This is a genomic window from Succinispira mobilis DSM 6222 (assembly GCF_000384135.1).
GTDB lineage: Bacteria > Bacillota > Negativicutes > Acidaminococcales > Succinispiraceae > Succinispira > Succinispira mobilis.
In genome coordinates, this window is record NZ_KB913028.1 from 244,351 (window position 1) to 258,803 (window position 14,453).

At 34.0% G+C, this 14,453-nt stretch carries 14 protein-coding genes (1 of these 14 running past the window's edge); 2 read left to right on the forward strand and 12 right to left on the reverse strand.

The features are described from left to right. Window positions 1-676, forward strand: partial view of a hydantoinase/oxoprolinase family protein gene (locus SUCMO_RS0101170; RefSeq protein WP_019878553.1) — the 3' end only. 962 nt of this gene lie to the left of the window's left edge; 676 of the gene's 1,638 nt are visible here — the last part of the coding sequence; its start codon lies off the left edge, out of view; its stop codon occupies window positions 674-676. Between the two features lies 1 nt (window position 677). Further along, the gene (locus SUCMO_RS0101175) at window positions 678-1,988 is read left to right on the forward strand and encodes a histone deacetylase family protein (RefSeq protein ID WP_019878554.1); all 1,311 of its coding nucleotides are present in this window, start codon (window positions 678-680) and stop codon (window positions 1,986-1,988) included. Window positions 1,989-2,134: 146 nt separating this feature from the next. Here the strand turns inward: SUCMO_RS0101175 and gyrA are convergent, their stop codons facing one another. The 12 genes from gyrA to dnaA form a co-directional block, all read right to left on the reverse strand. Continuing rightward, window positions 2,135-4,570 carry a DNA gyrase subunit A gene (gene gyrA / locus SUCMO_RS0101180; protein WP_019878555.1) on the reverse strand — a complete coding sequence of 812 codons (2,436 nt, stop codon included), beginning with the start codon at window positions 4,568-4,570 and terminating at the stop codon, window positions 2,135-2,137. A gap of 35 nt (window positions 4,571-4,605) precedes the next feature. Beyond that, window positions 4,606-5,343, reverse strand: coding sequence for a TSUP family transporter (locus SUCMO_RS0101185; RefSeq protein WP_051084563.1), 738 nt, complete (start codon window positions 5,341-5,343; stop codon window positions 4,606-4,608). A 30-nt stretch (window positions 5,344-5,373) separates the two neighbouring features. After that, a complete protein-coding gene (locus SUCMO_RS0101190) occupies window positions 5,374-6,075 on the reverse strand; it encodes a thiamine diphosphokinase (RefSeq protein WP_019878558.1) in 702 nt (233 codons plus the stop codon). A 67-nt stretch (window positions 6,076-6,142) separates the two neighbouring features. Beyond that, a complete protein-coding gene (locus SUCMO_RS0101195; RefSeq protein ID WP_019878559.1) occupies window positions 6,143-6,436 on the reverse strand; it encodes a hypothetical protein in 294 nt (97 codons plus the stop codon). Between the two features lie 11 nt (window positions 6,437-6,447). Beyond that, window positions 6,448-6,864 (reverse strand): hypothetical protein, encoded by a 417-nt coding sequence (locus tag SUCMO_RS0101200; protein WP_019878560.1) that lies wholly within the window; start codon window positions 6,862-6,864, stop codon window positions 6,448-6,450. A gap of 31 nt (window positions 6,865-6,895) precedes the next feature. Then, entirely contained in the window at window positions 6,896-8,818 is a 1,923-nt protein-coding gene (gene gyrB, locus SUCMO_RS0101205; RefSeq protein ID WP_019878561.1) for a DNA topoisomerase (ATP-hydrolyzing) subunit B, read from the reverse strand. Between the two features lie 30 nt (window positions 8,819-8,848). Continuing rightward, window positions 8,849-9,100 carry an extracellular matrix regulator RemB gene (gene remB, locus SUCMO_RS0101210; RefSeq protein ID WP_019878562.1) on the reverse strand — a complete coding sequence of 84 codons (252 nt, stop codon included), beginning with the start codon at window positions 9,098-9,100 and terminating at the stop codon, window positions 8,849-8,851. A 12-nt stretch (window positions 9,101-9,112) separates the two neighbouring features. Continuing rightward, window positions 9,113-9,952 carry a DciA family protein gene (locus SUCMO_RS0101215; protein WP_019878563.1) on the reverse strand — a complete coding sequence of 280 codons (840 nt, stop codon included), beginning with the start codon at window positions 9,950-9,952 and terminating at the stop codon, window positions 9,113-9,115. Further along, on the reverse strand, window positions 9,949-11,085 hold the full coding sequence (gene recF, locus SUCMO_RS0101220) for a DNA replication/repair protein RecF (RefSeq protein ID WP_019878564.1): 1,137 nt from the start codon (window positions 11,083-11,085) through the stop codon (window positions 9,949-9,951). The genes SUCMO_RS0101215 and recF overlap by 4 nt, the downstream gene beginning before the upstream one ends. Next, on the reverse strand, window positions 11,072-11,302 hold the full coding sequence (locus tag SUCMO_RS0101225) for an RNA-binding S4 domain-containing protein (protein WP_019878566.1): 231 nt from the start codon (window positions 11,300-11,302) through the stop codon (window positions 11,072-11,074). The genes recF and SUCMO_RS0101225 overlap by 14 nt, the downstream gene beginning before the upstream one ends. Before the next feature lie 25 nt (window positions 11,303-11,327). After that, window positions 11,328-12,443, reverse strand: coding sequence for a DNA polymerase III subunit beta (gene dnaN / locus SUCMO_RS0101230; protein ID WP_019878568.1), 1,116 nt, complete (start codon window positions 12,441-12,443; stop codon window positions 11,328-11,330). Window positions 12,444-12,669: 226 nt separating this feature from the next. Further along, a complete protein-coding gene (gene dnaA / locus SUCMO_RS0101235; protein WP_019878569.1) occupies window positions 12,670-14,163 on the reverse strand; it encodes a chromosomal replication initiator protein DnaA in 1,494 nt (497 codons plus the stop codon). Between the last annotated feature and the right edge of the window lie 290 nt (window positions 14,164-14,453).

The following is a 14,453-nucleotide window of genomic DNA, read 5'->3' on the forward strand; positions in this document are numbered from 1 at the left end:
TCAAGGTACAAGTTTAACCTTAACGGATATTTTAGCCTATTTAGATTTAATTTCCCTCGGCGATAAACTGCTAGTGCAAACTTATTTACAGAATAATTTTCCCCAATATCCCGCTCTAAGCGTGGCGAAACAAATTTTGCAAATTGCTTTGCAGCAGTTTAAGCAAACAATTCAAGCGCTACTAAGTGAACTTAATCGTCAACCAGTCTATACCGTAGCTGATATTACGCAACCTAAGTTATTTCAACCAACGACACTTATTGGTGTGGGCGGCGCTGCGGCAGGCTTAATTCCTTTAATAGCTCAAGAACTAGCTTTAGAATATATAATCCCAGAGTTTGCTGCCGTAACCAATGCTGTCGGCGCGGCTTTAGCAAAACCGACCATTATGGTCAACCTACAAGCCAATACGTTAAGTGGTTACTATACTTTATCGCAAGCTAGTCAAAAATTTCCCACACAACCAAATTTCACCAGCCAAATAGCTTATCAAATAGCTAAAGAGCATTTATTAGCTTTAGCCGCCCAAAACAATTTAGCGATTGATGCTACAGATATTAAAGTGGTAAATCATGAAGAATATCCAATCTTGCAAAATTACCAACAAGGGCTTGCAATAAATCTAACTTTACAAATTCAACCAGGTATTGCTTTTTCTTTACTGGAGGTGCAGTAATATGTATAAATGTCCAAAAGATTTAGGCTTAATTTTTTTTCCAGCCTTTGACTGGATGCTTAGTCCTACCCACCCTGAACGTAAAGAAAGGCTGTTATATACCCGCGATCAACTGACAGAAGAAGGAATTTTTGATTTAGCTAATATTCAAGAATATAAACCGCGTCTGGCTACTTTAGCTGATATTCAGCGTGTACATATCGGGCCTAATTTAGATAAACTGTTAACTCCCGCACATTTAGTTTCAGCTGGCGGTTGTTTAGTGGCCGCCGATAGCGTGCTGCGCCAAGAAGTTCAACGTGCTTTTGCCTTAGTACGCCCCCCTGGACATCATGCGATGCGCGTAGTTCAAGGCATTCGCGGTTTTTGCACAATAAATATTGAGGCAATTATGATTGAATACCTCCGCCAAACTTATGGTATCAAAAAAGTCGCGATTGTGGATACGGACGTGCATCATGGCGATGGCACTCAAGATATCTACTACCATGATCCCAATACCTTATTTATTTCTTTTCATCAAGATGGACGCACGCTTTATCCTGGTTCAGGCTTTAACAATGAGTTAGGTAGTCCAGCCGCTTATGCAAGCACTATTAACCTGCCCTTGCTACCTGAAACTGGTGACGCTGGTATTCATCTGCTATTTGATGAGTTAATCCAACCAATTTTACAAGATTTTGCTCCAGATTTAATTATCAACTCTGCTGGACAAGACAATCACTTTACCGATCCCCTAGCTTCTATGCACTTTACCGCTCAAGGTTATGCTAAGTTAGCCAGTAAACTTCAAGCTGATATTGCGGTACTAGAAGGCGGCTATTCCGTAACTCAAGCTCTACCCTATATTAATACTGGTATTATTTTAGCCATGGCGAACTTGGATTTCAGTTGTGTTCAAGAACCATCGCAACCAGACTATTTACGTTCGCAACCTGTAGCTTGTACTAAGCATCTTGAACACTTAATCAAACACACCCAAAATATTTGGCAAAATCGTAAGCAAAAACAACAAGAGTTACTGGCACAAGCCCAAGGTGTTTTCCGACGCGATAAACATATTTTTTATGATCACAGTAATTTACAAGAACAGCAACAAGAAACGGCCTTTTATTGCAACAATTGCTCCGGTTATTTAGAGATTATTAGTAAAACCCGTGCCCATAGCACTATTATTTATATTATAAATCACGATACTTGCCCACACTGTCAACAACAGGTGCATGACAAGCTTACCAAAGCTAAAAAACAGCAAGCTTATGACTTTTATTTTCTCCAAAACAGACAACTCGATCAACTTAGCACTTGGTAAAGAGGGGTAAATAAACACTATAAATTCCATCCCTAACTATAGTTAACACTATAAGCTCTTTCAGCAACTAAATATCACCAACTAAGCTTATAGGCGCAAAAAACGAGTAACTACAGGAAAATACCTGTGTTACTCGTTTTCATTTTTTATTCTTCGATTATTTTTTTATTTACAGTCGCTAAGGCAACAACCTTATCGCCATCATCAAGACGCATAACTTTAACGCCTTGAGCACTGCGACCCACAATGGAAATGGCATTAACATCCGTCCGAATAACTATCCCTTCACTAGAAATGACGATCAATTCATCATCTTCGCGAACTATCCGCACACCAGCAACTACACCAGTTCTTTCATTAATCTTAATATTAATAATACCTTTACCGCCCCTAGTTTGAGCCCGATATTCAGATATTAAGGTCCTTTTTCCTAACCCTTCTTCCGTAATAGTCAAAATATAGCTATCATCACGGACTACATCCATAGCTACCACTGAATCATTTTTCTTAAGTGCAAGTCCACGTACCCCACGAGCTGTTCTACCCATAACCCGTACATCTTGCTCTGAAAAATGAATAGATAGTCCAAGTTTAGTAGCCATAATAATATTAGAATTACCATCCGTCAATTTAACACTAATTAGTTCTTCATTTTCTAATAAACTAATCGCGTTCAAACCACCCTTACGGGTATTGCCAAAATCTGTAAGTCGACATTTTTTTACAGTACCCATGTTAGTAGCCATAAACAACATTTTATCGGCCGTAAAACCTTCTACAGAAATAACCGTATTAATTTTTTCCTGCGGTTCAAACTGCAATAAATTTACAATTGCTGTACCTTTAGCCGTGCGGCTTGCTTCTGGGATTTCATAACCTTTTATTTGATACATCCGACCCCGATTAGTAAATACCAAAATATTATGATGTGTGGTCGTAATAAATAAATGCTCAACAAAATCTTCTTCCTTGGTCCCCATACCAGTAACACCGCGCCCACCACGTTTTTGATTTTTATAAGTGTCTGTTGGCAAACGCTTAATATAGCCATTGTGAGTTATCGTAATAACAATATCTTCTACCGCAATCAAATCTTCTACGGGAATTTGGGAATTATCAATCGTAATGATAGTTTTCCGAGCATCACCAAATTTCTTTTTAACTTCTAATAAATCTTCTTTCACCACTTGCATAATCTTTTCATCACTATGTAAAAGACTTTCTAAATAATTAATCGTCTCTAATATCTGTTTGTATTCATTATCAATTTTTTCTTGTTCTAAACCAACCAAGCGTTGCAAACGCATTTCTAAAATTGCTTGAATTTGTTTATCAGAAATACTCAAAGCTTCACTTAAACCGGTTTTAGCAGCATCGGTATCAGAAGAAGAACGAATAATCTTAATAACATTATCAATATTTTTTAGAGCAATTCTTAAACCTTCTAAAATATGCGCCCGATCTTTGGCTTTATTTAATTCATAAGTACTACGTTTTACCAAAATATCGCGTTGATGATTAATATAATGTACTAAGACCTGTTTTAAGTTTAAAACTTCTGGCTTCCCGTCTACCAACGCCAGCATAATAATCCCAAAAGAATCTTGCATTTTTGTGTGTTTGTATAATTGATTTAAAATTACATTAGCATTAGCATCACGTTTCAACTCAATAATAATCCGCATGCCTTGCCGATCACTTTCGTCACGTAAATCTGTAATACCTTCGATAATTTTTTCATTTACCAAATGAGCAATACCTTCGATTAAACGACTTTTGTTTACTTGATAAGGAATTTCCGTAACTAAAATACGTTCCTTACCATTACTCATGCGTTCAATTTGTGCTTTAGCTCTAATTTTTACAACACCACGACCAGTTGCATAAGCTTCATGAATACCTTCATTACCTAAAATCATCGCCCCAGTTGGGAAATCTGGACCTTTAATATGTTGCATTAATTCAGGTAACTCGGCCTCAGGATTATCAATTAAAGCTACTATTCCATCTACAACCTCACTAAGATTATGCGGGGGAATATTAGTAGCCATCCCTACAGCAATACCAGATGAGCCATTTACCAGTAAATTAGGAATCCGTGCTGGTAAAACTTCTGGTTCTTGTAAAGATTCATCATAGTTGGGAGTAAATTTCACGACATCTTTTTCGATATCTGCCAACATATATTCTGAAATTTTACTCATTCTTACTTCAGTGTAACGCATTGCTGCTGCCGAGTCACCATCTACCGAACCAAAGTTTCCATGTCCATCTACTAATAAGTAACGGGTGGAAAAATCCTGTGCCATCCGTACAATAGAACTATACACTGACTGGTCACCATGAGGATGATACTTACCTAGTACTTCCCCGACAATTCTCGCTGATTTCTTATAAGGCTTATTAGCCGCCATACCAGCTTCATGCATTGCATATAAAATACGTCGATGTACTGGTTTAAAGCCATCACGAACATCTGGCAAAGCCCGCATTACAATTACACTCATTGCGTAATCAATATAAGAATTTTTCATTTCTTTGTCTATTTCTATTGGTCTAACTCTTCCTAAGCCAAAATCCACAATCTCACCCCACAAAAATTTTCTTAATTAAAAATTTACTTTACCGCGATATCCCATAATTGTTTGCCAATCATAGCCATTGTAACCATTAAAAACAAAGGACGCACATAAGTAACTCCTTTGTTTATCGCAAATCTAGCTCCCACTAAAGCCCCAGCAATCATTGCTACCCCCATAACTAAACCATAAGCATAATTCACACTATCCATATAAATAAAAGTTACCAAAGCACCTAGATTACTAGCAAAATTCAAAGCTTTAGCATTGCCTGCCGCTGTTACAAAATCAAAACCGATAAGTAAAAAGGCAAATATCAGAAAAGAACCTGTTCCTGGACCAAAAAAACCATCATAAAAACCTAAAACTAGTGCAAATAATAGAGCTATTACACTATTTTTACGTGTGGCTCCATAAGTCGATATTTCGCCCCAATCTTTTCGAAAAAAAGTATAAATAGCTACTAAGGCCAACATAACAATAATAATATTCTTTAAATAAGCTACGGGAATTAATTTTATTGAAGAAGCACCTAGCATTGAACCTAAAATTGCTAAAATAAAAGGATATTTAATTGCCGCTAAATTGATTTTACCTGAGCGAAAAAAAGTAAGGGTACTGGTACTGCTACACATAATACTAGCCATTTTATTAGTACCTAAAACAATATTAATTGGTAAGCCAGTCATCATCAATGCTGGTGTACTAATTAAACCGCCACCGCCAACAACCGAATCAAAAAATGCAGCCACAAAACCGGCGCTTAGCAAAAACATAATTAGCTCTAAATCCAAACACTTCACCGCCTATCTTTGAATATAAACTGCTACACAGCCACTTTGTAAACAAATATGTGCATCTTTATTTAACTCAAATTCATTACTAATACTAAAAGGCTGTTGTTTTTCTAATTTTTTTTCATGTAGAGGCCATTTTACCCCAGTAATACTCACATAACTAGTTTTAGCTAAAGGTAATAAAGAAATATTTTTCACCTTAGCTTGGTATTCAATAATTACCTGCTCATCTATTTTATCTAAAAAGAAAATTATTTCTTTTTGATCTACTAAAATTATCCGTCGCTTATACTTGTTTTGGTAGGCCACAACATAATTAAATAAACTCCATAAATGATCAAAACGCCCTGCAAAAACTCCAGTACAAAGCAAATCATTAGGATTATCTTTAACAATCCTGTCTAATAGTATTTTAAAATCTGTATCATCTTTGTTAGGATTAAGTTTTTCAACTAATACTTTGTTTTTTTCCGCCCAAGCAATCGCGGTTGTAGAAACACTATCTAAATCTCCTAAAACCATTTGCGGTTTTAGCTGGGCTTTATAGCAAATATTTAAACCACGATCAGCACAAAAAATTCGCTTCTCGGTAGCTAAAGCCCGTAAAAATTTTTTCTTAGGTTTACGTCCCCCAGCGACTAAAAGATTGGTAAAAAAAACTTGAGTATTAAAAGTCAAGGTAACATCAACTAGCCTTACTTTTCCCGTCATTTTCTCAACCTACTTTATCACAAGTCAAAAATCCTCCCAACAAACTAACCTTGGAAGGATTTTGAATTTATTGTTTTTCTTTTACATAAATTATTATTTGATTATTCTCTTTTTTAACTTTCCATTCCACATTAGTTTTTTTATCCTTCAGTAATTGTGTCCGCATTTCTAGCATTAACTTAGAAAATTTTTCTTCAATTTCCGCTGGTAAAAAAACATTACTGGCTTCAGCTCCGCTTTTTTTATTGTTTTTCAGCCTACTATTCGCTGCTTCTTGTGGTTGGATGCTATTTTCAAAAGATAGCGTTTCTGAAAATCCGCGCAACATATCTTCATCAGATAAGTTCTTTTTTATTTTCATAACTATACCTCCTATCTACTTGTATACATACGCGGTCCGTTATGTTCACTGTTTTGAGCTTGTTTTTCACGTTGCTTTTTCACTAATTCCAATGTTACCGCTTCAATATCATTGGCAAATTCATGCTTAATTCGCTCTAAAACAGCTTGGTCTTTGGGGCTAATATCTATTTCTACTCGCCCTTTATCAATTAATTTTTCCAAAATTGCTATTTCTACACCAGTCGATTCAATTACCTTTAAAAAACTAGCACCTTGATTTTCTCGCAAAAATTCCCTTACTACTACTACTGCCTGTTCTTCCGCTTCATATTGCTCAAAAGCCAAACATAATTTTTTATTGGCGGCTCTAAATAAAGGATTTTGAATTTGCTCCCGCAAACGTTCTTTATCGTAATTGTCAAAATTTATTTCATCATCAAAACGCATACGTAACATCCTTTCTAAAATTTTTTATAAATTAAATATCAAGATTTCTTACTAATTTGGCATTGTCCTCAATAAATTTCCGTCTTGGTTCTACTTTGTCGCCCATTAAAACGGAAAAAATACTATCTGCCGCAATGGCATCATCAATAGTTACTTTTAAAATTAAACGCTCCTCGGGATTCATAGTAGTTTCCCAAAGTTGTTCAGCGTTCATTTCGCCCAAACCTTTGTAACGTTGAATATAAATATTATCGCGGCCAATTCTAGTTAGCAAAACATTTAAGTCATTATCATTATAAATATACCATTGTTCGCGACCTTTTTTTACCAAATATAAAGGTGGTTGCGCAATAAACACTTTGCCTTCACGAATCAAAGGCTGCATATACCGATAGAAGAAAGTTAATAGCAAGGTACGAATATGTGCCCCATCTACGTCAGCATCTGTCATGATGATAATTTTACCATAACGAGCTTTAGCTACATCGAACTCTTCCCCAATCCCACTACCAAAAGCTGTGATCATGGCTCTAATTTCTTCGTTATTTAAAATTTTATCCAAACGCGCTTTTTCAACATTTAAAATCTTACCTCTTAAAGGTAAAATTGCTTGAAAACGACGATCGCGCCCTTGTTTTGCTGAACCACCCGCTGAGTCCCCTTCGACTAAAAAGATTTCCGCTTGTTCCGAATCCCGAATTGAACAATCAGCCAATTTACCAGGCAAAGAACTACCATCTAAAACACTTTTACGTCTAGTAAGTTCACGAGCTTTACGAGCTGCGGCCCGTGCTCTTGCTGCCATTAACGCTTTTTCGATAATTTTCTTAATTACTAAAGGATTTTCTTCAAAAAATTCATTCAATCCTTCTGATACAAGATTATCAACAATTCCGCGCACTTCACTATTACCTAGTTTAGTCTTGGTTTGACCTTCAAATTGTGGTTCACGAATCTTAATACTTAAAACTGCAGTTAAGCCCTCACGCACATCATCACCGGAGAGATTTTCTTCCGCATCTTTTAAAATATTATTTTTCTTAGCATAATCATTAATTGAACGAGTTAAGGCTATTTTAAAGCCACTTAAGTGCGTTCCACCCTCTTCAGTATTAATATTATTAACAAAAGAATAGATATTTTCGCTATAGCTATCGTTATATTGCATAGATAACTCTACTACTACGTCATCTTTTTTTCCACTAATAAAAATTGGTGGTTGATGTAAGCTATCTTTATTTTCATTTAAATATTCAACAAAAGAATTTAAGCCACCTTCATAATGAAAAATTTCTTGATAAGCTTCTTCAGGGCGCTCATCAATTAAAGTTACATAAATTCCTCTATTTAAAAATGCTAACTCGCGAATGCGATGCTTTAAAATATCAAAAGAATAAACGGTGTCTTCAAAAATTGTAACATCGGGTTTAAAATGAATTTTCGTACCTGTTTGTTCAGATGAACCAATAACTTCTAAAGGATTAGTTGTAATTCCACAAGCAAAACCAATTCGATAAGTTTTGCCGTTACGCTTTACTTCAGCATATAACCACTCACTTAACGCATTTACTACCGAAACACCAACACCATGCAAACCGCCCGAAACTTTATAACCATCCCCACCAAATTTACCACCGGCGTGTAAAATAGTCATAACTACTTCAATCGCTGGTTTGCCGACTGTATGCATATCAACGGGAATACCGCGGCCATCATCTTCAACTATGATGCTATTATCTTTACAAATTTTAACACTAATTTTGCTACAATAGCCAGCTAAAGCTTCATCAATACTGTTATCCACTACTTCGGTCACTAAATGGTGGAGACCTTTACTAGAAGTACTCCCAATATACATGCCGGGACGCTTGCGTACAGCTTCTAGACCTTCTAGTACTTGAATCTGCCCAGCATTATAACTGCTTTGCACCATACTCTCATCTTGATTTGACATTGTCTTCCTCCAACTTAAATATTAACTGTATTAAACCTCACTTAATAATGTTTGACCTCTGCGCTTTAAGGTTATTGATGAGATGTTAGAAAAATAAACATTTCTATCTGTTAAAACACAGCTTTTAATATCTTTTTTATTTATATAAATATGTTGTCGGTCATTAAACAAATTATTCGCTTGAATTTGTTTATGTACTTCCGACAAATTTCCTTGTAACTCAAAAATCCCGATAATCTCTTTGTATTTAATCAATACATCATTGCCTATATGTAAAAACAAAACAAACTCTCCTCATTTTTTATTAACATGCACAATCTCCATTAAAGTATCCGCAATTATTTTCTCTGTTAACTTATCAGGCGCAATTCCTGTACAAAGCATCACATACGTTAATAATTCTTTCCGGTTATTAACTTGTTTTTCCAGCTTAACTTGCAGTTGTTTTTTTAACTTTTCTTTAATAGAGTCAAATAATATTGTATCACATTTAATATATTTTTGACACTCTTGGTAATTTATGTAAGGAACTTCTTGAAACACGACCCAAAGATTTTTAATTTTTTCTTGCTCTTGAATTTGTAAACAATTATGGCAAAATTCAGCTTGATTAATAAGTTGCCCACAAGTTTTACAGCCATAGTAGCCTTGGAGTTTTAAATGTTTCTTAAATTTAACATCAACGAGCAACAGTTTTTCTAGTTTTTCCTTTAATTCCAAATCCTGCACTGTAGATAATAAATTTTCTATTTGTGCTTTTTCTTCAGAATTAATGATTATTTGGTCCTGTTTTTTTTTAGTTAAACTTATATTCGCTGCTATAGAGTTTTCAATATTTACTGGTTTTTCAATTTTCCCCTGAACAAAAAAAATATCTTTAATAAAATTATGTGCCAAAAAATTATTTATCTCTTTAATTATTCCGCGACGCATCATTAGCAGTTGGCTATTTAGCATACTACTTTCAGAATAAATAAATAAAATCCCATTTTCCACCCGCTGTGGCAAACACTTGCCCGCTAAATCTTCGCCAACAATTTGAGCCCAATTATGAATAATTCGCAACTCATTATATTTTTTACTGCCAATATGTTTTTTCAATAAGGGAATTAAAAAACTCTCTAGCTTTTTCATAACACATCCCTCTTAACTTGACCTGCTTGTATTTGAAAAAAATCAACTTCAGAATTTGTTAATAAGGAATCAGGTAATAATTCTTTTTCTGTTACAGTAATAAATAATTGCAGTTTTTCACAAACAAAAGCCAATAATTTTTGCTTTTTTTGTTCGTCTAATTCACTTAAAACATCATCTAGTAATAACACAGGATATTCCCCGGCTTTTTGGTAAATATAGAGTATCTCCGCTAACTTCAAACATAAAACAATTGTTCGTTGTTGTCCTTGTGAGGCAAATTTATGCGCATCATGCTCATTTAAAAAAAATTGACAATCATCTTTATGTGCTCCTAGGGAAGTGCTACCCCTCTTTAAATCCAGCGGTAAATTAACATGTAACTTTTCTAGAAAACTCGCTTTATCTTGAGCCGTTACTGTGAATTTAGTGGCTGTCAACTCAACACAATTTGTTAAATATTGACAGTCTAAGCGTTCATGTGTTCCGGTCAGCTGTAAATAAATCTGGGAAACTAACGGTAAAAACTCCCGAAAAAATTCCGCGCGAATTTTAATAATTTCTAAATTAATTTCAGCATATTGTTCATTCCAAACTACTAATTGTGAGGCTAGTAATCGACCTTCTCTAATTTCTTTTAATAGTTTATTACGCTGTTTGAGAATATTTTGATTTTTTAAAAGCAAATTATAATAATAACTATTATTTTGCGCAATTTGAATATTAATAAAGCGCCTTCTGGTTGCTGGTTCACCCTTTATTATCTTTAGATCTTCCGGGGAAAATAGTACACTTTTAAAATTTCCAATATATTCTTTCGCCCCTAAGAGTTTTTCATTTAAGTAACAATGACGTTTTCGCGTCGTTTTGTTTTTTTTGATTTTACAGGTATGGCTTTGATATATATTTTCATAACGTCCAGCAACTAAAAATTCTTCACTACCATGATTTATTAGTTCATTTTCAATATTTGTCCGATAAGAAGATAACAAACTTAAATAATAGATTGCTTCCAAAATACTACTTTTTCCTTGAGCATTTTTGCCATAAAAGACGTTAATTTTTCTAGAAAAATCAACGTCTAAATTTAGATAATTTCTAAACCCCTTAAGAAATAATCTATTTATTTGCATTTTTATACACAGTAATACTGTATAAATTTTCAACAACTACCGTAGTATTGGGATAGATTTTCTTTCTTTTTGCTGTTACTTCTTCTCCATCTAATTGTACTAATCCTTGAGTAATTAAAGTATTTGCTTCCCCACCACTAGCAGCTAAATTTACCATTTTCAAGAGTTTATTTAACTCAATATATTCTGTATCTATTTCAATAGTTATTTTTTCCATATTTTCGGCCTTCTTTTCTTAATTTTTAATTATTTACACGCATGGGTGATAACACATAATTATAGCTTTCATCTTCTATTTGACGAATACTACAAGGAGCAAAAGCCGTATTAATTAATAATTCTGCTTCTTCTTTTTCTAATCTTTTCAAAATTTGAATAACATATTCCGAGTTAAAAGTTATATTTAAACTATCTCCTTGTGTAAAACAACCAATAACTTCTTTAGCTTTTCCGAGTACAGGGTTATCTACGGTAATAATAATTTCTTGTTTTTCAATTTGAAAATTAATATATTTACCATCTTTAGAAAATAAAGCTGCTCTTTCGACAGCACCGACTAATTCATCAACTTTAAACGTAGTTTTAATCGTAAAATTTTTCGGAATTACTCTAGTATAATCTGGGAACTCCCCTTCTAAAATAGAGGTTTGCATATACAAATTATCTATTTGCACTGCAATTTTTTTATGTTCTAAGAAAAAATTAATATTTATTTTTTCTTCAGGATTCGTAGGAATGTTTTTAGAAACTTCAATTAAAAATTCATTCGGCAATAAAATTTTAATATCAGGATAAGTTTTTTCTAAAACTGTAGTTTTAATTGCTAAGCGATGCGTATCTGTAGCCACAAAAGAGATATTATTTTCTTTTATTTCTAATAAAACACTTTTAAAAACAGAACGAGCATCGTCTTTTGCACAAGCAAAACTTGTTTTAGTAATTAAATCTTTCAACATTTGGGCATCAATAGTTAAAACTGCCGCTTTTTTATCTATTTCACTTAATTGAGGATAATCTTCTACGGGCATACTTAGCAAATTATATTCTGAAGAAAGTGTTTGCAGATAAATTAGGTTATCTTGGTTATTTTTAAAAATTTCTATTTCATCACTAGGTGTTCTTTTTAAAACATCAGTAAGATAGCGACCAGAAACAACAATTTTACCAGGAGTTTGAATTTGTGCTGGAATCGTAATTTTTACAGCAAAATCTAAATCGGCACTTTGTAGTTCTATGGCGTTATCTAAAGTTTTTATATAAATACCTGTAAGAATAGGTATTACTTGTTTACTGGTAAGTGGTTTTTGTAAGGCTTGTAAAGCTTTATTGAGAATTGAAGTTGAGCAAATAATATGCATGTTATCCACCTCTTAAATATATATATTACTTATTATTTATAAAAGATAATAGTCGTTGTCGTAGTAGGGGCTGTTGATATGTTGATAACTACTCTAACCGAGAAAAGAGCTTATTTTTAGGCGCTTAATAAACTGTGGATAAGTTGTATCGAGTTATACACATATACACAGAAATTTTAAAGTTGAAAGTTATACACATATTACACAGATAGTTACTAAGAAGTTATTAACTTTGAATACGAGTTACTAAATCTTTTAAAGTACTATCTAGTTTTAAATCTTGCAAACGTTCTTGAGCAATTTTATCATGCGCATGTATAACTGTTGTATGATCTCGGCCGCCAAACATTTCCCCAATTCTTGGTAAGGAAGCATTGGTAAGCTCTCGACAAAGATACATGGCAATTTGACGTGGATAAGCAATTTGGCGCGTACGTTTTTTAGCCATAAAATCTTCAAGTTTAATTTTATAGAAGTCCGAAACCATTTCTTGAATTTTTTCTATGGTTACTGGTTTTTTAATATTTTCAGGGAAAATATCTTTTAAAGCACTTTGAGCAAGTTCCATGGTAATAGGTTCTTTATGAATAGAAGAGTAGGCCATAACACGAATAAGAGCACCTTCAAGTTCTCGAATATTGTTGTCTATTCTACTGGCAATGAGCAGCATAATATCATTGGGAATATCTATTTGTTCTAAGAGGGCTTTTTTTCGTAAAATAGCAATCCGTGTTTCTAAATCAGGTGCCTGGACATCCGTAATTAAACCCCATTCAAAACGAGAACGGAGTCGGTCCTCTAAGGTAGGGATTTCTTTTGGTTGACGGTCACTAGAGATGATAATATGTTTATTGGCTTCGTGTAAGGTATTGAAAGTATGGAAAAATTCTTCCTGAGTATGTTCTTTTTTGGATAAAAATTGAATATCATCTACTAATAGGCAATCAATATTGCGGTATTTTTGTCGGAAGGCTTCGGGATTACCGTCTCGAATAGAATTAATTAATTCGTTGGTAAATTTTTCACTGGAAATATAAAGAACTTTAAGTCCAGGATTATTTTTTTTAATTTTATTGCCGATGGCATGCATTAGATGGGTTTTACCCAAGCCAACACCACCGTACAAAAATAGGGGATTATAAACACGACCAGGATTTTCGGCCACAGCTAAAGCTGCAGCATGGGCAAATCTGTTGGAGCTGCCCGTAACAAAATTTTCAAAAATATATTTAGGATTTAAATTAGAATCTAAATCCTCGGAAAAGTTTTGCGCAAAGAGATTGCCAGTTTCCGAATTTTGAGTTTTGGTTACATTAGAAAGCTGTTTTTTATCCGAACGTTCTGATGTCTGTGAAAATTGTAGCCCATTGCGGCTAGTTTGATTCGATCTATAAGTATTATTGGTAGGTGGCTGTTCAGCCTGATACTCTTCTTGAAAATTTGCTTGAGGCTGATCTTCTTCAGAAATATTTAAATTAATAACTTTCAGGGTTAAATTTTGTTTGGTTATGCTATTAATTTTTTCTTGGAGGCTGGCTTTATAATTTAGTTCTAACCATTCTTGAACAAATTGTTTAGGTACCCCTATTTCAAAATTAGTTTCATCCATGCGTAGCGGTATGGCTGTTTTAAACCAAGTGGAATAAATTATCGGGGATACTGTTGGTTGCATTTCTTTTAAAACACAATCCCAGATGTCCGCAAGTTGTTTTGTGTTCATAGGTAAGTCCTTTCAGTTATTTTGGTAGTTGGTGGTGTTTGTGGAAAAAAGATAGAGTTATCAACAAAAAAATATTTTGTGTGCATAAAATAAAAGTGTTAGTGCGAAAAAAATATTAATCATAATCTGCCTCACTTGAAAAATGGGGAGATATGATTAATTTTCGTTTTTGTGGATAACTCTGTGGATAAAAGGTTAATTTGTGGATAAGATGGGTGAAAGTAGTGATATTTTGCAAATTCAAATATTATCTCGACCCACATTTTAACAGATTATAAGTAAGTTATCAA

Bases quoted from the DNA above. Each gene is read 5' to 3' on its own strand.
- SUCMO_RS0101215 (WP_019878563.1), bottom strand. From the start codon at position 9,952: ATGAAAAAGCTAGAGAGTTTTTTAATTCCCTTATTGAAAAAACATATT.
- SUCMO_RS0101175 (WP_019878554.1), top strand. From the start codon at position 678: ATGTATAAATGTCCAAAAGATTTAGGCTTAATTTTTTTTCCAGCCTTT.
- SUCMO_RS0101225 (WP_019878566.1), bottom strand. From the start codon at position 11,302: ATGGAAAAAATAACTATTGAAATAGATACAGAATATATTGAGTTAAAT.
- recF (WP_019878564.1), bottom strand. From the start codon at position 11,085: ATGCAAATAAATAGATTATTTCTTAAGGGGTTTAGAAATTATCTAAAT.
- SUCMO_RS0101185 (WP_051084563.1), bottom strand. From the start codon at position 5,343: ATGTTTTTGCTAAGCGCCGGTTTTGTGGCTGCATTTTTTGATTCGGTT.
- dnaA (WP_019878569.1), bottom strand. From the start codon at position 14,163: ATGAACACAAAACAACTTGCGGACATCTGGGATTGTGTTTTAAAAGAA.
- SUCMO_RS0101200 (WP_019878560.1), bottom strand. From the start codon at position 6,864: ATGCGTTTTGATGATGAAATAAATTTTGACAATTACGATAAAGAACGT.
- SUCMO_RS0101195 (WP_019878559.1), bottom strand. From the start codon at position 6,436: ATGAAAATAAAAAAGAACTTATCTGATGAAGATATGTTGCGCGGATTT.
- SUCMO_RS0101190 (WP_019878558.1), bottom strand. From the start codon at position 6,075: ATGACGGGAAAAGTAAGGCTAGTTGATGTTACCTTGACTTTTAATACT.
- gyrB (WP_019878561.1), bottom strand. From the start codon at position 8,818: ATGTCAAATCAAGATGAGAGTATGGTGCAAAGCAGTTATAATGCTGGG.
- dnaN (WP_019878568.1), bottom strand. From the start codon at position 12,443: ATGCATATTATTTGCTCAACTTCAATTCTCAATAAAGCTTTACAAGCC.